Source organism: Ruegeria sp. CH11, from assembly GCF_056537105.1.
The window spans coordinates 13,210-34,663 of sequence record NZ_JBQFQX010000018.1; the positions used below are offsets into that span (position 1 = coordinate 13,210).

The 21,454-nt window shown below is 58.4% G+C and carries 15 protein-coding genes; 5 read left to right on the plus strand and 10 right to left on the minus strand.

Annotated features, from left to right (window positions below; all coding sequences use genetic code 11):
• Positions 1 to 125 precede the first annotated feature (125 nt).
• On the plus strand, positions 126 to 1,010 hold the full coding sequence (locus tag ACR0LX_RS19515) for a LysR family transcriptional regulator (protein WP_480785156.1): 885 nt from the start codon (positions 126 to 128) through the stop codon (positions 1,008 to 1,010).
• 110 nt (positions 1,011 to 1,120) lie between these two features.
• Positions 1,121 to 2,872 (plus strand): gamma-glutamyltransferase, encoded by a 1,752-nt coding sequence (ggt, locus tag ACR0LX_RS19520; protein ID WP_480785157.1) that lies wholly within the window; start codon positions 1,121 to 1,123, stop codon positions 2,870 to 2,872.
• A gap of 35 nt (positions 2,873 to 2,907) precedes the next feature.
• On the opposite strand, the gene ACR0LX_RS19525 is transcribed toward ggt, so the two are convergent.
• The 7 genes from ACR0LX_RS19525 to ACR0LX_RS19555 form a co-directional block, all read right to left on the minus strand.
• Positions 2,908 to 4,617, minus strand: a complete 1,710-nt coding sequence (locus ACR0LX_RS19525) for an ABC transporter ATP-binding protein (RefSeq protein ID WP_480785158.1) — start codon at positions 4,615 to 4,617, stop codon at positions 2,908 to 2,910.
• Positions 4,618 to 4,621: 4 nt separating this feature from the next.
• Positions 4,622 to 5,572: an ABC transporter permease gene (locus ACR0LX_RS19530; RefSeq protein WP_480576696.1), complete on the minus strand. Its 951-nt coding sequence runs from the start codon at positions 5,570 to 5,572 to the stop codon at positions 4,622 to 4,624.
• Positions 5,569 to 6,546: an ABC transporter permease gene (locus ACR0LX_RS19535; protein ID WP_480576693.1), complete on the minus strand. Its 978-nt coding sequence runs from the start codon at positions 6,544 to 6,546 to the stop codon at positions 5,569 to 5,571. Before ACR0LX_RS19535 ends, ACR0LX_RS19530 begins: the two co-directional genes overlap by 4 nt.
• Before the next feature lie 48 nt (positions 6,547 to 6,594).
• Entirely contained in the window at positions 6,595 to 7,542 is a 948-nt protein-coding gene (locus ACR0LX_RS19540) for a glutathione S-transferase family protein (RefSeq protein WP_480785159.1), read from the minus strand.
• 4 nt (positions 7,543 to 7,546) lie between these two features.
• A complete protein-coding gene (locus tag ACR0LX_RS19545; protein ID WP_480785160.1) occupies positions 7,547 to 9,112 on the minus strand; it encodes an ABC transporter substrate-binding protein in 1,566 nt (521 codons plus the stop codon).
• Between the two features lie 150 nt (positions 9,113 to 9,262).
• On the minus strand, positions 9,263 to 10,843 hold the full coding sequence (locus ACR0LX_RS19550) for an ABC transporter substrate-binding protein (protein ID WP_480785161.1): 1,581 nt from the start codon (positions 10,841 to 10,843) through the stop codon (positions 9,263 to 9,265).
• Between the two features lie 179 nt (positions 10,844 to 11,022).
• Positions 11,023 to 13,368, minus strand: a complete 2,346-nt coding sequence (locus ACR0LX_RS19555) for an alginate lyase family protein (RefSeq protein ID WP_480785162.1) — start codon at positions 13,366 to 13,368, stop codon at positions 11,023 to 11,025.
• A gap of 228 nt (positions 13,369 to 13,596) precedes the next feature.
• Here ACR0LX_RS19555 and ACR0LX_RS19560 point away from each other — a divergent pair, with 228 nt between their 5' ends.
• Entirely contained in the window at positions 13,597 to 14,907 is a 1,311-nt protein-coding gene (locus ACR0LX_RS19560) for a UDP-glucose dehydrogenase family protein (RefSeq protein WP_480785163.1), read from the plus strand.
• Positions 14,908 to 14,931: 24 nt separating this feature from the next.
• On the opposite strand, the gene ACR0LX_RS19565 is transcribed toward ACR0LX_RS19560, so the two are convergent.
• The 3 genes from ACR0LX_RS19565 to ACR0LX_RS19575 form a co-directional block, all read right to left on the minus strand.
• A complete protein-coding gene (locus ACR0LX_RS19565; protein WP_480785164.1) occupies positions 14,932 to 15,804 on the minus strand; it encodes a glycosyltransferase family 2 protein in 873 nt (290 codons plus the stop codon).
• A gap of 5 nt (positions 15,805 to 15,809) precedes the next feature.
• Positions 15,810 to 17,594, minus strand: a complete 1,785-nt coding sequence (locus ACR0LX_RS19570) for an ABC transporter ATP-binding protein (RefSeq protein ID WP_480785165.1) — start codon at positions 17,592 to 17,594, stop codon at positions 15,810 to 15,812.
• 217 nt (positions 17,595 to 17,811) lie between these two features.
• The gene (locus ACR0LX_RS19575) at positions 17,812 to 18,495 is read right to left on the minus strand and encodes a DnaA N-terminal domain-containing protein (RefSeq protein ID WP_480785166.1); all 684 of its coding nucleotides are present in this window, start codon (positions 18,493 to 18,495) and stop codon (positions 17,812 to 17,814) included.
• 469 nt (positions 18,496 to 18,964) lie between these two features.
• Here ACR0LX_RS19575 and ACR0LX_RS19580 point away from each other — a divergent pair, with 469 nt between their 5' ends.
• A complete protein-coding gene (locus ACR0LX_RS19580) occupies positions 18,965 to 20,272 on the plus strand; it encodes an AAA family ATPase (RefSeq protein ID WP_480785167.1) in 1,308 nt (435 codons plus the stop codon).
• Positions 20,269 to 21,375, plus strand: a complete 1,107-nt coding sequence (locus ACR0LX_RS19585) for a ParB/RepB/Spo0J family partition protein (protein ID WP_480785168.1) — start codon at positions 20,269 to 20,271, stop codon at positions 21,373 to 21,375. Before ACR0LX_RS19580 ends, ACR0LX_RS19585 begins: the two co-directional genes overlap by 4 nt.
• The last annotated feature ends 79 nt before the right edge of the window (positions 21,376 to 21,454 follow it).

The following is a 21,454-nucleotide window of genomic DNA, read 5'->3' on the forward strand; positions in this document are numbered from 1 at the left end:
TATTTTGGCCTAAATGATCCGTCACACAATTGTAAAAAAACTTATCCTGCATTATTTTTCCTAACTCAATGCAGGTGTTTTTATGCTAAAAATCCCTGCAATTTCGATTGTCATGAGAGAAGATATTGCCCAAGCGCCCCTACAATCTGCCGCCAATGACCTCGCTCGTCAGCTTTGAAGCCGCCGCGCGAAATGTCAGCTTCAAAGCCGCTGCCAAAGAGCTGAACGTGACCCCCGCCGCGATCAGCCACCAGATCAAGGCATTAGAGCAGGAACTGCAATTCACGCTGTTTCACCGGTTTCATCGCGGTGTCGAACTGACCGAAGGCGGCGCCTACCTTCTGGTCGCCTTGCAGCGTGGTTTCGAAGGGATTGGCGAGGCGCTGGATCAACTGCGTGCGCAGCGCAAGGGATCGGCGGTGACGATAAGATCAACCACTGCGGTCAGCTCGCTGTGGCTGACGCCGCGTCTGGCGCAATTCTGGAAAAGTCACGGGCATATTTCGGTGGCCCAGATCGTCAACGACCTCGATTCCGACATCCCGGATTGCGATCTAAGCATTCACTACGGAAACATGTCGCACGAAACCGGTCCCTGCCATGCGCTGTTTCATGATCAGATCATGGCCCTGGGCAGCCCGCGCTTTGCCGAACAGCACGGGCTGAAATCGGTCGAGGATTTCAAAGACGTTCCGCTTATCCATCTGGACGCCCCGGAAACCGGCTGGACCGATTGGTACAGCTGGGCGCGCATTCTGGGCTACGAAGGTCCTTTGAACTCGGCCCACCGGGTCAACAACTACGTCATCGCCTTGCAGGCCGCACAGGACGATATGGGCGCGGTTCTTGGCTGGGAAGGTCTGACATCGGAACTCGTCTCCGCCGGAAAGCTGGTCAAACTGGTCCCCGAGACCGTCCCCGCGCCGCTGGATTTCTATGTCAAACTGCACAACCAATCCTCGGACCGGGCGGCCATCGTATTCAAATGGCTGACCGAGGTTGCAGGCTGAGGGCAGCGTTGCTGCGCAGCTATCGCGGAATCAGGTTCCCTTGGGGCCACTCGGGCCGTACCATCGTGGTATTCAACACCCCCAACTGCCACCTGAAAAAGGAGATCGTGATGATCAAGACCTCGTTCATACTGGGATGTGTATCCGCCCTTGCTCTGGGAACTCTGGCTGCGGCTCAGGATCCCGCTCCGGAACAGGGCTATGGCTGGGAAGAAAAGAACTCCGTCTCTGGCACTGAATTCATGGTCGCCGCCGCTAACCCGCTTGCGGTTCAAGCGGGTTATGACGTTCTGGCCAAGGGTGGCACGGCAGCCGATGCGATGATCGCCGTGCAACTGATGCTGAACCTGGTCGAGCCGCAGTCGTCCGGCATCGGTGGCGGCGCTTTCATGCTGTATTGGGACGCTTCAACCGGAGACCTTGTAACTTTCGACGCGCGCGAAACCGCCCCCGCCGCCGCCACGCCTGAACGGTATCTGGACGAAAACGGCGAGAAGATGCCGTTTGTCCAATCGGTCTCGGGCGGTCAGTCGGTCGGCGTACCCGGTATCCTGCGCCTGATGGAGGTTTCGCACAGCCTTTACGGCAAACTGCCCTGGGCAGACCTGTTTCAATCGACCATCGACACGGCTGAGGCCGGATTCGAGGTTTCGCCCCGCATGGCCAACTCACTCCAAAGCACCGTGGATCGTGAGTTTCCGCTGGATCTGTTCCCCGCAGCAAAGGCCTATTTCTTCCACGACGACGGCACTCCGTTGATCGCGGGAACCTTGCTGAAGAACCCCGACTTCGCCAATACGCTGCGCATTCTGGCCGACGAAGGCGCAGATGCGTTCTACAGCGGACCGATTGCCGAGGACATTGTCACGGCGGTCAACGAAACCTCGGTTCTGGATACCAACATCACGCTGCAGGACATGGCCGATTACCGCGTCAAAATCCGCCCGGCGGTCTGTGCCGATTACCGGGGCTACGACGTTTGCGGCATGGGCCCGCCCACCTCGGGCGGTCTGACGGTGGGTCAGATTCTGGGCATGCTCGACAATTTTGACGTCAAGGGCATGGGCTGGACGCCCGAGTTTGCTCATCTCTACGCCGAGGCCGCAAAACTGGCCTATGCGGATCGCGGGCTGTACATGGCCGACAGTGATTATGTCGACGTTCCGGTCAAGGGTCTGCTGGACAAGGCCTATTTGGCCGACCGCGCCAAGCTGATCGACCCGGCCGCCGCAAGCGAGAAACGCAAGGCAGGCGATCCACCCTATCAGGAATCCGCCCTGAACCTCGCGCCATCGCAAAACCCGGGCCGTCCGGGCACCAGCCATATCGTGATCCGTGACAGCTATGGCAACGCGCTGTCGATGACGACGACAATCGAGACCTTCTTTGGCAGCCGCGTCTTTGTGCGAGGGTTCCTGCTAAACAATGAACTCACCGATTTCGACCGCGCCCCCAAGGACGGAGATCGTCTGGTGGCAAACCGTGTTGAAGGCGGAAAACGCCCGCGCAGCTCAATGTCGCCAACAATTGTGATGAAGGATGGCGCGCCGTATCTGCTGGTCGGTTCACCCGGCGGAAGCCGCATCATCAACTATGTGGCCAAGACGATCATCGCCGTTCTGGATTGGGACATGGACCCGCAGGATGCGATTGAAACCGGGCATTTCCTGCACCGCAACGGCTCGACCCTGGATGTTGAACAGGGCACCAGCGCCGAGGGTTTTTCCGACGCTTTGACTGCCAAGGGTCATGAGGTGAGCGCCCGCGATCTCAACAGCGGATTGCACGCCATCCTGATCAAGGATGGTCAATTGATCGGCGCAGCCGATCCGCGCCGCGAAGGCACCGCGATGGGTCAATAGTGTGATCCGGGCAGCGTTGGCTGCCCGGTCAACGCTCAGGCTTCCAGCCCAAGCCCGTCGGTCGACAGATCGTCTAGCTTGGGCATGAGATGCAGCAATTCGCGCGCGTATTCGGTCTGCGGGTTGGCGAACAAATCGTCGGTGGCCTGAATCTCGACCATTCGGCCCTGCTTCATCACCGCGACACGGTCGCACATTTGACGAACGACCGGCAGGTCGTGGCTGATAAACAGCATCGTCAGACCAAGGTGTTCCTGCAAATCCTTCAGGATGTTCAGGATCTGAGCCTGAATGGACACGTCCAGTGCGCTTGTCGGCTCATCACAGATCAGGAACCGCGGCTGGGTTGCCAACGCACGGGCAATCGAAATCCGCTGCCGCTGCCCGCCCGAGAACTCATGCGGGTATTTCTGCCCGGCCTCGTGGCCCAGCCCGACCTGATCCAGCAATTCGTCCACGCGCCGTTTGATATCCGATCCTTCCATCAACCGATGATGACGGATGGGTTCGGCCACGATCTCATCCACCCGCATGCGTGGGTTCAATGAGGAATATGGGTCCTGAAAGATCATCTGTATCTGTTTGCGGTACGCGTCCTGCACCGCTTTGTTTCCCAGATCACTGACCAATTGCCCGTTGAAAGTGATTGAGCCCCCGTCGACCGGATAGAGCCCGGCAATCATCCGCGCGACGGTGGATTTACCGGACCCGGACTCGCCCACGACGCCAAACACTTCACCCGCCCGAATGTCAAAGCTGACTTCGTCAACAGCGGTGAAATACGTCCGGTCCCAAGGCAGCAGGCCCTTTCGTTGCAGAAATTTCTTGGTCAGATCGCGGATCTCGAAAACCGGTTTCGAGGTGTCGTTGTCCACCTTCGGCCAGTGCCGCGCCATATCCTCTATCGCAAACCGCGTCTCGCGCCCGCCATAGCTGATCTGCGGAAACCGATGCAGTTTCAACGTCGGACGCGGAACGGCGGCAATCAGAGACTTGGTGTATTCGTGGCTCGGCTGCCCCATCACCTCAGAGGTTGGCCCACTTTCCACCACGCGTCCGTCATACATGACCGTCACGCGATCGGTCGTGTCTGCAATCACACCCATGTCATGGGTGATCAGAATGACCCCGACCTGCCGCTCGCGGGCAAGTTCCTTGATCAGGTCTAGAATCTGCGCCTGAACCGAGACATCCAACGCCGTCGTGGGCTCATCGGCGATGATCACATCCGGTTCGGTACACAGTGCCAGCGCGATCACTACCCGCTGCCGCATCCCGCCCGAAAACTGATGCGGATACTGGTCCAGCCGCGTGTCCGGGTCAGGGATGCCCACCCGGTCAATCAGATCCCGCGCGCGTTTGTTTGCATCTGCATCCGACCCGCCGATATGGGCCAGAATGGTCTCGGTCAGTTGCTCGCGCACCGTGAACAGCGGGTTCAGCGACGTCAGCGGATCCTGAAAGATCATCGAAATCTTTTTGCCGCGCAGCCCGCGCATCGCCTCGGCATCAAGACCGCTGATCTGATCGCCGCCCAGCTTGATCTCGCCACTGGCGATCCGTCCGGGGCGTTCCAGCAAGCCCATAACAGCCGCGCCGATGGTGGACTTGCCGGCACCGGACTCTCCGACCAGTCCGTGAATTTCACCCGGCTCAACCGACAGGTTCGCGTGATCGACCGCGGTGAATAACTTACGCCGGGTCGGGAATTCAACGGTGAGGTTTTCGATTGTCAGAAGGCTCATGAATTCACCGTAGTTTCGGGTTCAGCGCATCGCGCAGCCAGTCGCCCAGCAAGTTCACGGACAGGGCCAGCGCCAACAAGGTGCAGGCCGGGAAGAACAGGATCCACCACTCACCCGAGAACAGGAACCCCTGCCCGATCCGGATCAGCGTGCCCAGCGACGGTTGCGTCGGCGGCGCGCCAACACCAAGGAAACTCAGCGTTGCCTCGGCAATGATTGCCAGCGCCAGCGAGATTGTGGCGATCACCAGCACGGGGCTGAGCACATTCGGCAGGATGTGACGGAACATGATCGGGAAGGACCCGCGCCCGATCAGACGCGCGGCTTGCACATATTCCTTGTTTTTCTCGACCAAGGCAGCCCCGCGCACAACCCGCGCGAACTGCACCCAATCGGACAGGGCAATCGCAATGATCAGAACATAGATCGCCATCTCGTTGCGGTATTCAGGCGGCGTCACGCCTTTGGCGATGCCAAAGATCAGCATGGCGACCAGAATGGCCGGGAAGGTCAGTTGCACATCGGCAACCCGCATGATGAAGGTCTCGATCCAGCCGCCGTAATAGGCCGCGATCAGGCCGAGGATCACGCCAATGATCAGCGCCAGCAAAACCGCTGCCGTACCAACAAACAGCGAAATGCGTAAGCCATAGAGGATGGTGGAAAACACATCCCGCCCCTGATCGTCGGTGCCCAGCAGAAAGGTTTCCTGAGTGAATGCGTTGGGCGTACCGGGCGGCGTAAACCCGTTCATCAGGTTCAAAGTTGCCGGATCAAATGGATTATAGGGCGCAATCAGCGGCGCGAAGATCGCCGCCAGCACCAGAATCACGACAACCAATGAGGCGATCACGGCCACGGGAGAATGCCGGAACGACCAGGCAAAATCGCTGTCCCAGAACTTGGCCAAGCGCGATTTGGGCGCGGCTTTCGGGGTTTCCATCGTATCGGTCATGTGGCCCTCGCGTCGACACGCAGCCGCGGGTCAATGGCATAGTAGAGAAGATCGACAATCAGGTTGATCGTCACGAACATCACCGAAATCAGCATCAGATAAGCCGCCATGACCGGGATATCGACAAACTGGATCGCGTTGATGAACAACAGCCCGACACCGGGCCACTGGAACACGGTCTCGGTGATGATCGCAAAAGCGATGATCGAGCCCAGTTGCAGACCGGTGATCGTAATCACCGGCACCAGCGTGTTTTTCAGCGCATGGCGGAAATTGATCACCCGATCTGACAAGCCTCGCGCTCGGGCGAACCGAACATAGTCGGCGCGCAGCACCTCAAGCATTTCAGACCGCACCAGCCGCATGATCAGGGTCATCTGATAAAGGCCCAGCGTGATCGCGGGCAGGATCAGCGCTTTCAACCCCGAGGTCGTCAGAAACCCCGTGGACCAGTTACCAATCATAACGGTCTCGCCCCTCCCGAAGCTGGGCAGCAGGTCAAGTTCGACCGAGAAGATGTAGATCAGCAAAATCCCGATCAGGAAGGTGGGCAATGAGACCCCGATCAGGGACACCGTCATGATCACATTGGCCGCGATCCCTTGTCGTCGTATGGCTGTAAAGACACCTAGCGCGATACCCATGGTGATTGCAAGAAAGCCCGAGACGAAGGCAAGCTCCAGCGTTGCGGGTGCGCGTTCGGCGATGATGGTCGAAACCGGGCGGCCCTGCCGGTAGGATACTCCGAAATTGCCCTGCACCGCGCCTTGAAGAAATTTGGCGTATTGCACCACAAAAGGCTGGTCCAGACCCAGCTCGGTACGCAACCGATCAATGTCGGCTTGCGTGCGTTCCTGCCCCAGCATGTTGTCGATTGGATCTCCGACAAAGCGGAACATTGAGAATGCCACCAGACCCACGACCAAAAGCACGATCACGGACTGGAACATCCTGCGGACGATATATGCGAACATTCAGTTTCCCCATTGGTCCGTCTGTCTATGCCTACCCCGACCGGGTGGTCAAGATGTCGCAGCCGCGACCGCGCTGCGATTGTGCGGTGTTTCCCAATTTACGTCGGGACCCAAGGGCACGAGACCCAGAGGGTTACGCAGGTCCGACGGCGAAAAATACCCGGTCTTGTAGATATCGAACGCCACGGTGTTGGCGATTTCGGGCATCGCATACAGCTCGCGGGCATAGCCCCACAGGTTCGGGTAATCGACCAGCCGCCGCAGATTGCACCTGAATGCATAGTGATAGGCGACATCGAACCGCGCGAGGGTTGGAAACAGGCGTAGGTCAGCCTCGGTCAGTGTATCGCCGCACAGGTATCTGTTTGTCGACAGGTGGCTTTCGATCTCATCCAGCATGGCAAACACATCGCGGCATCCGGCTTCATACGCCTCTTGCGTGCGGGCAAAACCGGCGCGGTAAACCCCGTTGTTGAGACGCGGATAGATCTTTGCGTTCCAGTCGACGATCTGGTCCAGCTTGTCGGGCGGCGCGAGGTTCGGCCCATGGCCGGGCAAGGTTCCGAGCATTCGCACCAAATCAGCGGATTCATTGGAGACCGCGCGATCCTCGACCCGGTCCCAAAGCAACGGCACCGTGATCCGGCCGGTATAGCCCGGCGAGACCCGCGCATAGACCTGATGCAGCGCTGTGACCCCGAGTAGCGAATCCGAAAATTCGCCATCGATATCAAACACCCAGCCATCCGGCGTCCGTCGTGGCTTGGCGTAAGACACCGAAATCAGGTCCTGCAACCCTTTGACAGAACGCGTCAGCAGAACGCGGTGTGCCCACGGGCAGTTCCAGGCCGCGTAAAGATGAAAGCGACCGGGCTCCAAATCTCCATCGGGCAAGCTGTTTCGGATGGTCGAGGCCTGACGGCGAAATGCGCCATCAAGCCCGGAATCCGGCGCTGGGTCATCGGCATGATAGACCCCGCCGATCATCACTCCCATCTGGTCAGTTCACCGTCACCCAGCGCAGCAGGAAGAAGTTGTCGGGGCGTTGCGTCAACTCGATGTTGCTGCGTGCACCCCAGACCAGAGGCTGCACATACATCGGCACGTAGACATGTTCGTCCTGAATGATGCCAGCAACCTCATCCAGCATGGCCTGGCGTTTTTCCTGATCAAGCTCTGACTGGATCTGCGGCAACAGCTCATCAACCCGGGCGTTCGAGAAACCGCCAAAGTTCCAGCTGCCCAGTTTCTTTTCTTCGTTCGGGGTCGCCACGAGGAACCGAACCGGATGCTCAGCGTCGAAAGTACCGGGGCTCCAGCCCAACAGATACATGTCGTAGTTATCTTCGCGCAGTTCCGGCCAGTAGTTGCGGACCGGCATCGCCTCCAACTCTGCCGTAATCCCGATCTGGGCCAGCATCGAGACAACCGCCTGACACACTGCCTCATCATTCAGATAACGGTCGTTCGGGCATTTCAGACCGAATGAGAATCCATCCGGGTACCCGGCCTCGGCCAGCAAAGCCTTGGCCGCGTCTACATCATAGGAAGGGCGATCTTCGTTCGTGCGAGAATAGCCGCTCATCGCCGGGCTCACCAATTGCGAGGCCGCTTCGGCATTGCCCCGCATGATGGTCGCCAGAATGGCATCAACATTCACGGCTTGAGCAACCGCCTGCCGCACGCGCACATCCTGGAACGGGTTCGGCTTGCCCGCGTCATCGGTATACTTCAGCGTATCCGCCTGATGATCAAATCCCAGCATGATCACGCGGGCCTCGATCCCCTGAATGACGTCGACCTCATCATTGCCCTGCAATCGCGCCACGTCCTGAATCGGAACCGGGTTGATCATGTCCACATCACCCGACAGCATCGCTGCCACCGCAGTTGCGGGGTTCTGGATCGGGGTGAATTCGGCGCTGGTGATGTTGTGTTCGGCCGTGTCCCACCATCCGTCAAACGGCTCCAGCACAGTCCGCAGGCCGGGCTCGCGCGCGGTGACTTTGAACGCGCCGGTGCCATTTGCGTTTAGGGTGGCGAAGTTCCCGGTCTCTTTGTCCGGAACCGCCGCATCATTCGCCTCGGCCCAGCCCTGATCCATGATCATCCAGTTTGCAATCGAGGACGGGAACAGCGGGTTCGGCGCAGTCATCATGAAATCAATGGTGTAATCATCCACCACGTTCACTTCGCTCACCGGAGCGAACCAGCTACGGGTATCCGCCGCTTCACCCGAAGCACGTTGATAGCTGAACAGCACATCTTGTGCGTTGAATTCGCTGCCATCGTGGAACGTCACACCTTCGCGCAGATTGAACCGCCACCCGTCGCCATCGCCGATCGATTCCCAACTGACCGCCAATGCGGGCTCGACCCGCATATCCTTGCCACGACGGACCAGCCCTTCGTAGACATTGTTGAGGAACCCCAGAACCGGGGCCGAGTTCACCGCATGCGGGTCCATCGTCTGCGGGTCCGTGGTCGAGGCCCACTTGAACTCTTCGGCCTGCGCTGTGCAGGCAAGCAACATGGTCAGGCCAATGGCGCTGTTCCTGAGGATCATGGCAATAACTCCCTGTTTACGGTTCAAAGCTTCGTGGTTTTTTGCGTGCGGGTAAAGGAATTCTCGAAACCGGATCACACGCCCGTTACCGGCAGCAATAACAGAAACAGGGCGCGAACGCGCGCCCTGTACCAACGTTTGCAAGATGCTTCAGTTCATCTCGAAGTATTTGATCTTCGGCGAATCTTCGGGCTCGACGATCGTCCCGACATTCGACTTCATACCCCAGTTCAGCACCTGGTGGTGGATCGGAATATAAAGCTGGTCATCCTGAACAACCTGCCAGATTTCGGCGATCTGCTGATCACGTGCAGGCAAGTCCGTTTCGGATGCCAGAGCCACGATCTTGGCGTCAAGCTCGGGGTTATTGTACCGTGTCGCGTTCCACGAGCCGTACTTCTCACCCTTGGTGTGGACCAGGAAGTTGAAAATGTACTCCGAGTCATAAGTCGGAACGCCCCAGCCCAGCATGTAGAAGTCGGTCTCGAGGTTCGACAGCAGCGGGAAATGCTGCGCCTTCGGCTTGGCGTCCAGATTCACGGTGATCCCGATCTGGGCCAGCATACCAACCGCCGCCTGACAAATCGCTTCGTCGTTGATGTAACGGTCATTCGGGCAGTTCAGCGTGATCGAAAAGCCATCGGGATATCCGGCCTCGGCCATCAGCGCCTTGGCCCCTTCGATATCGGTCGTGGACGATGCATCCATATCCGCATCCCAACCGTTCACGAAGGGCGGCGAGATCATGCCCGCCGGTGCCGACTGTCCGCGCATCACCACCTGCTTGATCGCATCGCGGTTGATCGCCTTGGACATCGCCTGACGCACGCGCACGTCAGCCAGCGGGTTCTTGCCGTCCACATTGTCCGAGCCCAAATCGGCGTCGCCCATGTTCATGCCGAAAAAGATCACCCGGTTCTGCGGCGCAGTGCGCACGTCCAGGCCGTCGGTGCCTGCAACCCGCTCAAGGTCCTGTACGGGAACGTCCTGAATGAAATCAACTTCGCCCGAAAGCAGAGCGGCAACACGGGTCGCGGCATTCTGGATCGGGGTATAGATGATTTCGGTCACCTGAAGCGGAAACTCGTCCTTGCCCCAATAGTTCTCATTGGCGGTCAGAACGGTTTTCACGTCCGGCTCGCGGCTGACCAGTTTGTAGGGGCCTGTTCCGTTGGCGTTCTTGGCGGCAAACGTATCCTCGCCGCCCTCATAGTCCTGAACCTTTACGGCGTTGTTTGCCTCGGCCCAGTCCTTGTCCATCATGAACATGTTGGTCAGGTTGTTCGGCATGATCGGGTTCGGACCGTTGGTCTCGATCTCGACCGTGTATTTGTCGGGTGCGCGCACCTCTTTGACCGAGGCCAGCAGCTCTTTGTAGTCGGAATCCGGCGTCATCGCGCGGTTCAGCGAAAAGACCACATCGTCACTGTCGAACTCGGCACCATCATGAAAGGTCACGCCCTCGCGCAGCTTGAACACCCAGACATTCGGGTTCTCCTCGGAAGGAGCCCATTCGGTGGCCAGCGAAGGCACCAGCGCGCCGGAATGATCGCGCATCACCAGCGTTTCCATGATCTGATGCGCAAAGGTCGAGGTCGGGCCCTCGTTCTGTGCATGCGGGTCCAGCGTCAGCGAGTCCCCGGCGCGCGCCCATCGCAGCGTTTCCGCCGAAGCGCCAGCCGCAATCATTGCGGTCGCGCTGGCGGCGACCATCAAAGTCTTAAAAGACATCTTGTTCTCCCCATTTTGTTTTTACCGCGCATTCACGCGGATGACCGGATTCTCCGATCTTTGTGACGCCGATCATCCAGATCATTCCGAAACTTGCAACAGCAGATTGAAACAGGCTGTTCGCATTCAGCCGAACGGTCCGGCCAAATCCTATTTGAAAGCCATCGGATTACAGAGTGTCAGCCCAAGACATCCCGCTGCGCCTGACGCCAGAACGGGGCGATGCCGTCATGGGGATGGAAACAGGCGGGCGCATCGTCAATCGGCAACACCCCCTGCCCGCTGCGATGGCGCAGTTCCTGTTCAATCGGCGCAAGCCGCGCCATGTCGAACGGTTCGGTCTGGGGGTGCTTCCAACCCTCTGCTGATTCCGTCAGCACCAGCCGCATGGCCGCCACCAACCGGTCAGCCACCGCACTGTTCCAGGGGCGCAGACCCGCCCCTTCCAACAGATTGAACAGGTTGATCCAGCTTTGCACATTGAAGGCGCAATAGTGCTGCGTCATCGTGCGGGTCATCTCATTCGGTTGTTCGCCGCTTTCGGTGATCGTCGCCAAGACACGCGCCTGCGCCCGCAGGTTTACCCGCTGCAAATGCTGAGTGTCACCGACAAACGCCGCCAGAGCCGCAGCCTGCAAATCGTAGCATGTGCCGTGGTTGTTCGGATTCCTGCATTCCTTGAGACCCTGTTCGCTGGTCGTAAACCAGCGCAGAAATTCCGCACACCAGCTGCGAAGTCCGTCTGTCAGATCGTCGTCGCCCAGCAACCGGACCGCATCGAGAAAGAAGTAGAAATCCTTGGTCTCGATCAAACCGTTATCCGACCCTCGGTCGTCATTATGTCCGCGTCGAACCTGAGCGTAGTTCAGGTTCGGGTTCATGCGGGTGGCTGGATCAATGAACCAGGTCCGGATCAGGGTTTTTGCATGATCGCGATAAGCCGCATCGCCCGTGACCCGGGCAGCCAGCGCCAAGGCGGTCGCGTCATCGAACATCCGTTGCAGGCGCGTGCGGTCAAAGCGGTCGCTTTCAGGCTCATAAAGCCGTGTGCCCGGCACCCGGTTGCCGTCCTGCCTGATATAAGGCAACCCGTCCGACCTTTTGGGGTTGGGCCACCAATAAGGAGCCGGATGGAAATAGTCGTGCCTGTCCCCGCTGGGGCCCGCTTCGGGCTTGTCAGTGACCGAGAACGGCCCACGTTTCAGCGCCGCATCCGCCGCCGCCTGCAGGGCCGCGCCATCGAGATCCGAGGAATTAGCGGACAAGGCATCAAGCCGCTTCTCGTTATAGAAAACGGGAGGACCCGAAACAGCCATCTGGCGCGCCTCGAGCATGTCGAGCGTGGCCTGAATGGCCAGGTTACGCGCGACGCCCCGATCCCGGATGGTGTTTCCTGCGTCCTGTTCCAGCTTTGCCTGACCCGAAAACAAACGAGCCACCCAACCAGCCCGCCCCACGCGGTGGCCTTCGGGCGAAACTTTGCGGGGCGGTATGTCGAACCGGGCCACCGGCCATTTGTCCCACGGCCCCGGGATGCCAAGATGCACGAACATCTCGACCTTGGGGCGGCGACCATAGGGATGCGCCTCATCAAACCGCAGGGGCGCGTCGCAGCGAAAGGCCAACTGCGGTTCTTCCGTTGCATTGGGCGCTTCGGCGTCGCGCAGCAGATCCTGATTGTCCAGCATCCGCGCCATCGGAACGGCGAAATACCGCTTGTCCCGCTGGGCCAGGATGTCAGCCTGGAATGCCTGCCAGGCGCTTGCGGTGAAAAAGCAGTTTCCATCAAAGGGCAGTGCCCATTTCGCATGTTGCAGACACAGCTCCAACGCGGCGTTTCGCGCGCCGTTGTTGTTCATGACATAGTTGTTTCGCAGCCGATACGCCTGCGACTCCAATGGCAGTCTGGATTTCTCCTCTAAGGTCGCAAGCGTGCCATCGACAAATACCATTGGGTCTTCGATGGTTGAAAAGTCATACCCGCTGGACTGCAACACTTCTGCATCGAACGGGATGCGTTGGTAGATCTGCCCGTGTTGATCCAGCAGCGCAATCAGCTTTGCTTCGGTCTCAGGATCAAAGATCCGGTTCAAAACCCATAGTTTGGTGCAATTCTCGAACTCGGGCTCGTGATCCAGAATGAACCTCACGTTCTCCAGCGATTGTCCGGCCTTGTGCCTGGGCACCAGATCGTTGCCGATCACGCGACACAGGGCGAACGTGTCGGGCAGGGCGTCGATCCGCGCCTCCTCCTCATCGTTGCGAGGTGTCGGCGTTGCCGAGGCCAACGACCCGGCCATCTGACCCATTTGCCCCACCGGCGCAATGGGCGAACGTATGATGCGTTTCCTGCCGCCAAACAGCGACTTTCCCTGACGACGGCGCATGACGTAATAGACTGGCAGCAAGACGGGTGAAAACAGAACGATCAACGGCGACAGCAACAGCAGCAGACGGTTGCGCCGGGCTTTCCTGTCATGAGGCGACGCAGACGCCGTTTGTCCATCTTTTGCGTTTACAGTCATCCATTTAACCTGCAGCCCGCGAGCGTTTACATGCCCTAGCTGCTTTGGGATCAGTCAGGTCACGTCGCACTTGGCCCCACTTACGCGCGGAGAGATAGTCAAAGCAACCGTTTCGTTCCCGCGAACCCGGAACCGGCGCGTTGGCGCGTCAACCGCAAAATCCGCTTGAAACCCCCATGTTGAAAGGCGTATTCCGGCGCTACGGCCCCAAAAAAAGGACATGGACGTATGCGCATTGCAATGATCGGCACCGGATATGTTGGCCTAGTGTCTGGTGTATGTTTTTCGGATTTCGGCCATGACGTGATCTGCGTCGACAAGGCTGCCGAAAAAATCGAGATGCTGCAAGCCGGAGACGTTCCGATTTATGAGCCTGGTCTGGACACTCTGATGGCCAAGAACGTGGCTGCGGGTCGTTTGACCTTTACCACAGATCTGGCCGCCGCGGTCGATGGCGCGGACGCCGTCTTTATCGCCGTTGGCACGCCGACCCGGCGCGGCGACGGCCACGCCGATCTGACCTACGTGATGGCGGCAGCGCGCGAGATTGCGGAATCCCTGACCGGATACACCGTCATCGTAACCAAATCGACCGTTCCGGTTGGTACAAACCGTAAGGTGCATGAGACCGTCCTGGGTGCGAATCCCAAGGCGGAATTCGACGTGGCCTCAAACCCCGAATTCCTGCGCGAAGGTGCCGCGATCGATGATTTCATGCGCCCTGACCGCGTGGTTGTTGGTGTCGAATCCGAGCGCGCCGCCGAAGTGATGGGCGAGATTTACCGCCCGCTCTACCTGCGCGATTTTCCGATCATCACCACCGATCTGGAAAGCGCCGAACTGATCAAATACGCCGCGAACGCCTTTCTGGCGACCAAGATCACCTTCATCAACGAGATCGCGGGGCTGTGCGAGCGGGTTGGCGGCGATGTGAAAGAGGTTGCGCGCGGCATCGGTCTGGACGGGCGGATCGGCAACAAATTCCTGCGCGCTGGTCCCGGCTATGGTGGGTCCTGTTTTCCAAAGGATACGGCCGCGCTGGCCCGGATCGGACAGGAACACGCCTATCCGATGCAGATCACCGAAACCGTCATGCGCGTGAATGACGGCGTCAAAAGCCGGATGATCGAGAAAATCCGTGACGTCTGCGACGACAAGTTCAACGGCAAGACCATCGCAGTTCTGGGTGTCACCTTCAAACCCGACACAGACGACATGCGCGACGCGCCCTCGCTGACAATCGTGCCGGCTCTGATCGGTAGCGGTGCGCGGGTGCGCGTTGTGGACCCGCAAGGTCGGGCCGAAGGCGAGGCGCTGCTGCCCGGCGTCGAGTGGATGGATGACCCTTACGCCGCCGCCAAGGAAGCGGACGCTGTTGTGATCCTGACCGAGTGGAACGAGTTCCGGGCGCTCAACCTGACGGATCTGGCCGGTACGATGAATACTGCCCGCATGGTCGATTTGCGTAACGTCTACTCGCCCGCCATGGCCGAAGGTGCCGGGTTCGAAACCTATGTCGGCGTTGGGGTCGGCGCATAATCCGACCCTACCTTGCCAGCCGGGTCAGACCCGTTGATCCGGCTGCCGTAGCCACAGCAGGCGGACAGTCTCGGTAATTTTCACTACCCGCAGTACATAGTGGACACCCCATACCTTTACCGACTGAGCCACGCCAAGATCGGGGTTCCTCAGCAGTTTCATCAGCGTCTTGAAAGACGGGATCAGCTTGTGGATCGGGGGGATGTAGTTCACCCATCCCCGGCCTGCATTGCGCCGCAGCCGCGCACCTTCGATCCGACGCGCCTTGGTTATATGTGCCCGCAGATTACCGCGTGCCGGGTGGCGAACGGCTGCGTCTGCGGCAAAAACGATCGGCGCGCCCGCCGCTTTTGCGCGGTCATTCCATTCCATATCCCCGCCGGACAAAACCGTGTCATTGAACGGGCCAATGCGATCCATCAGGCTGCGCCTGACGATCAGGTTCGCAGTAACGGCCCGGCCCCGCTCGACCCATTTTTTCTGCTCGAGTCCCAGATGCAGATCGTAAAGTTCGGACGCGGTCCAATCCTTGTCATTCGGGATCAGGACAACATCTCCCCCAAACCGTCCGGTCTCAGGATATTCCTGCGCGATTTTCAAACCCGCCTCAAGGTATTCTGGAACCGGGCGGCAATCAGAGTCCGTGAAGAACAGCAGATCTGCGGCAGCCTCGACAATGCCGCGATTGCGCGCGGCATAGGATCCCGGCTTTGCCTCTTGCAAGATCTTCGCGTTAGGCGGCAGACCGAATCCCTCGGGCACCGGGTCCGTCGGATCGTTGTTGACCACCAGAACCTCGTACCTGCCCGCATCGAGCGTCTGTTGCGACAGGCAATCCAGACAGGATTGCAACTGATCCCAACAGCGATAGGTCGGGATGATGACCGAGGCATCCATCCGCCCTACCCCGCTTTTATCGCGCCAGAGAATTGGTGGTCATACAGTCTGCGGAATGGTCCTGCGCTCTCGAGCAGCGCTTGGGCACTGCCCTGTTCGCTGACTTGCCCGCTTTCAATCACAACGATCTTGTCTGCATGCATGATCGTGGACAGCCTGTGCGCCACGATGATCGTCGTCCGCCCTTTGGTCAAACGATGCAGCGCCTCTTGCACCAGATGTTCGGATTCCGAATCCAGCGCACTGGTTGGTTCGTCCAGCAATAGGATCGGACTGTCACGCAGCAGTGCACGCGCGATCGCAAGACGTTGTTTCTGCCCTCCGGACAGGAAAGAGCCATTCTCGCCCACCATCGTATCAAAGCCGTTTTCCAACTTCATGATGAAGTCATAGGCGTTTGCCGCCTTGGCGGCTTCGATCACCTCGTCGCGCGAAGCTCCTTCACGGCCAAATCTGATGTTGTCTGCGACCGAGGCCGAAAACAGGAATGTTTCTTGTCCGACAAAGGACATGTTGTTGCGCAGCGTCTTGAACGAGGCATGTTTGATATCCTGCCCGTCGATTGTGACCGCCCCTGTTTGCGGATCATATAGACGCAGGGCAAGATTCAGAACGGTGGACTTACCACCGCCAGACAAGCCAACAAGTGCTGTCGTCTCGCCTGCCTCGAAGGTCAGCGACATGTCTTTCAGGATCGGTTCCTTGCGGCGATAGCCAAATGTGACATGGTCGAACTCGACCTTGCCCGGACCGCCCTCTGGCAGGCTATGCGGGTTCTCGTCTTCTGGCAGGGTCTCGGGCTCGTCCAGCAGTTTGAACAGCATCCGCACGCGACGCAGGCCGATTTCCAGCCCGACGCGCACCTTGGACAGGCGCTTGGCGGGCTCGTAAGCCATCATCAAAGCGGTCACGAACGACATCAGTTCGCCCGGGGTCGATCCGCGCGAGCCAAACAGGCTCGCCGCACTCAGCCCGATGACCGAGGCGATGGCAAGCCCTGCCAGAATATCCATCAACGGGCTGGTGGCCGCTTTCAGACGCGCCAGTTTGTTGCGGCGTTTCTCGACGCTCTTGACGGCCGAGTACATCTGCCCGGCCATTCGTTCTTCCAGGCTGAAAGTCTTGACCACACGGATACCACGCGAGGTCTCCTGGATCACTTTCATGATCGCCGACATCGATTGCAGTTCCATATCCGCAATCTCGCGCACTTTGCGCAACAGGGTGCGAACACCCCAGATTGCCAGCGGCCCGATAACCAGCGTGATCAGGGACAGCACCGGCTGTTGATAGAACATCACCGCCAGCAGACCGAACAGCGTCAGTGTGTCACGCACCGCCGAGGTCACCATCAGCTCGATCACCGTCCGCGCAGCCTGCGCCGACTGCGTCACTTTCATCAGCAGATCAGAGCTTTCGGTCAGGTTGAAAAAGGACACCCCCTGCCGCAGCAGCTTGTCATAGAGCTGTATTTGCTTGACCGCCACGATCCGGTTGCCTGCCCGCGTCAGAGCCACAACCTGCACATATGTTGCAACCCCCTTGATCAGGAAAATCACAAACACCGCGATCGAAACCCCGATAACCCGCGCAGAGTTTTCGCTGTCAAACAACGAATCCACAACATCCCTCATGATGAACGCAACTGCCGCAGTTGTTGCCGCGACAAAGACCATTGCAACGATGGCGATTGAATATGGGACAAGCTGCGACCGCATGTTCTCGGACAGCAGCCGCCACAGGATCGATTCATCCAGGCCCTGGGTGAACTTTTGTTTCAACTTTTGCAAAGCGAAATTCCACAGTCATTACAATTGGAACAGGCCGAATTGGTGCCCCACCGGTTATTGAACCGTTTACGCTAGATAGTCGGCAACCCGAATTGGGGCAAGACCGGCCTGGGGTCGCACCCTTTACGGCCCGGATCTGCCGACAAAAGGATTGCGCCAACCGATATCAAGAGCCGATGCCGTTACGTAACCCGACCTCCTGCACCGATGCGGTGCCCTATTCCGCCACGTCGATTCGCAATGTTCTGATCGATGGATCTACCCGGCCATAGGCCGCGAGAACGCGCGCGGTCCATTTCTGCGAAATATAATCCGCCATGAACCGCGATGGCGCGATGAGCGTCACACAGCCCCCTGCCCTGTCCGCCTCGCTCAGATGCTGAAACCAGCTCGACCACAGTTCAGGGTCGCGCCCGTGCAGAATCGATTGCACCTGTGCCCAGACATCTGCGCCATCTTGTTCGGGCGGCGCTGGCCTGGTCTGAAACGGAATGACATTGGTTTCGGGCTCAGGGTCTGCCTGCATTCTGTCCTCGAAATCCGGTCCGATTGTCGGCCAGACCCCGGACGTATCCAACAGGATCTGTTTCAGGTCCAGTTCGTAGACCGCCACACGCCCACGTGCGGCTGGCCGTTTTACCATGACCCAGCCGCTTGTCCGTAACTTGGCCATCTCCCGCTTGACCGTCCGTTCATCAACCGACCAAAGCCGGGCCATCTCCTCTCGTCCAATCGACAGTTCATTGTTGCGCCAGTTATAGCGCGTCGTGATCAGAGACATGATCCGCAGCATACTGCGATGACGGTGCTTGTCGCCTGACAATGCATAGACAGTCAGCGCAGATAGAATATCGTATTTGAGGGCGGAGGCATTGCGCCCCACCGGTTTTGCAACCTGCATCGTCCTCCTCACCGCTCTTGCTGCCTCATACGGGGATTTATTCCCCTGATCGCGCCTTTGTTCAACGCTTTTCGCTATCGTGCCCTGATTAGCGTCCATTGATCCGATTCTGTCAAGTCCGAGGTAGATTTTTGCGGATCACGGCTTCATTCGCTTCAAACAAAAAGAAAAGAATCTGGTGAAGTTATGGTGATGGGGGACATTCTGGATGACCCCCTATTTGGGCCTTGTGTCCCCCTAAATGCCGCGAGTTGCCCAGGTATGACCCCCCAAATACAGTGGTCGCCTACAAGTGGATCGCGTTTGGATAGAATGCAGTAGCGGCGAATCGCAAACCGTCCATTGGCGCCTTGTTTTCTTACCCATGGGTAAGTTCCAATTCATACAATAATTTCTTTTGCCAAAACTGCAAATTGGGCGTAAATAGCAACAACAACAAAATTTACGTCCACTAAATGAGACCCGAGGCATGTACACGCACGAAGACCTGAACGCATTGCGCACGCAATCTCTCAAGTTGCAGGGCTGGATCCGCCGCCAGACCTTCAGCCCCGAGATGGAAAAGACCCTACGCCGATTCTCCAGTTGGGAAGTGGCCGAGCTGATCTTTCGGATCAACCAATCCACCTTTCGCGGCAAGCTGGCCGCGGATCCGTCGTTGCCCGGTGGTGAGGTCGAGCCGGAAGGGCGGCAGCGCTGGTTCAGCCTGGAAGAAGTCAATGAGCTGCGCCGTCGCCTTAAGTTGAACCGGAAGGTCCTGATGCCTCCGCGGCCTGTTGGGAAACGGGCGATCCGGGCAGCGGTGGCGAATTTCAAGGGTGGTGCCGGCAAGTCAACCGTGGCGTTGCACCTCGCTCATGCCGCAGCTCTGGATGGGTATCGTGTGTTGGTTGTTGACTTCGACCCGCAGGCAACGCTTAGCCATTCGATGGGCCTGACCGATGTGGCCGAGGACTATACTGTCTGGGGTATCATGGCGCGTGACCTGATCCGCGAGACCCAGCGGATGAACAACAGACCCGCCGCTGCAGAATCGGGCACCGCCCTGCCCCAGCGTGAATTGCCGCCGTCGATCACAGATATGGGGCTGGGTGATCTGAGAATTTCGGACTTCATTCGGCAAACCTCGTGGTCGACCATCGATGCGATCCCGTCCTGCGCAAACGCGGCCTTTGTTGAATTTGCTTCGGCCCAGTACCGGCACCTGAACCCGGAATGGTCTTTCTTTGCGGCGGTTTCCCGGTACCTGGATCAGATCCCGGATGATGCCTATGACCTGATCCTGTTCGATTGTCCGCCTGCGATTGGTTACCAGTCGATGAACGCTGTATTTGCCGCTGACATGCTCTATATCCCTTCGGGGCCCGGTTATTGGGAATACGATTCCACCACTTCGTTTATCGGGCAGTTGGCCGAAGCGCTCGAGGATCTGGCCTATGGTTTCGACAAGACCTTACCCACGGGTAAGATCGGGTTACCCAAGGCGTTCTGCGAAATTCGGTTCCTTCTGACACGATATGAACCTGGTAACGCCTTGCACGCGGCCATGTATGACGCCTTTAGCAAAGTTTTCGATCAACATCTGGCCAAACACCCGGTCGAGATGACACGTGCGGTGGAACAGTCGGGCCGCTTCCTCAGTTCCGTATACGAGATGGACTATCGCGAAATGACCCGCGAGACCTGGCGTCGCGCCAGGTCGACATTTGACAACGTCTATGAAGAATTCCGGGGCGTGATGCTGACCGCCTGGGACAAACTGGAGGATGACGCATGAGCCGCAAACGTAGAATGTTCGATATAGACATGCCGGCCATGGATGACATTCCGGTTGGCAAGGTGCCCGACAAAGTTCTGGAAAAGCGGCGCGGGCCGATGGCCGCAGCGATCTCGGAAAACGCCGAGGCGCTGCGCGATCAGCAATCGACCGAGGATGCCATCCGCGTCGAAAATGACCGGTTGGCCCATGAACTGGTTCGACTGCGCTCGGAAGGGTTGGTGACCGAGCACATCAATCTGAACGATGTGGTGACTGAAAAACTGACCAGGGATCGCAAACCCGGCCCCGACCCGGAATTGGACGAACTGAAAGCGTCGATTCAGGATATCGGATTGTCAAACCCGATCCGGGTCGAGAGGCGCGAGGATGGTCGCTTTGATCTGATACAAGGGATGCGTCGCCTGTCAGCGTACCGCGCGTTATTGGATGAAACCGGAGACGCTGAATATACAAAGATTCCCGCGGGCATATCGGAGCCGGCAAATCTCGACGACAGCTATCGTCGGATGGTTGACGAAAACCTGATCCGAAAAGACATTTCCTTTGCCGAGATGGGTGCGCTGGCGCGTGCTTATGCCGAGGATCCAGCCAATGATTGCGCGGATGTAGATAAGGCCGTGACAATTCTATTCAGATCGGCCAGCTATACGAAGCGCAGTTACATCCGAGCGTTTGCCAGTTTGCTGATGATGCTGGAAAAGGTCTTGGAACACCCAAACGATATCCCGCGTAATGTCGGTGTTGACCTCAAGCGGAAACTGGACGGTGATCCGGGTTTGATACGACAGCTCAGTACCGCACTCATGAAGGCTCCTGGTCGCGATAGTGCGCAAGAATTAGAGATTTTGCGCAGCTTCGTGACGGGAGAGTCTGCGTCACAGTCAAAGCCGCGCGCTCAGACGTCCGAGAAACCGCGACGCGCCAAGACCACCTTCCAGGTTCCGGGCCGGGCAGGGATCGCCAAATGCTCAGCCTCCAGCGGCCGAATGGAATTGCGATACAATTTAGATTTCACACGGGTTGACCGGGCGAAACTTGAACGCGCGATTGCAACCCTTATCGATGATCTGCGGGAGGAGGACGACGTTACCCACGGGTAAGAACGCCGGCTCAACTGTCTATCAGCGAGGCACCGGGATATTCCGGTGCCTTTCTATACTGATTCAAACCAAACACACT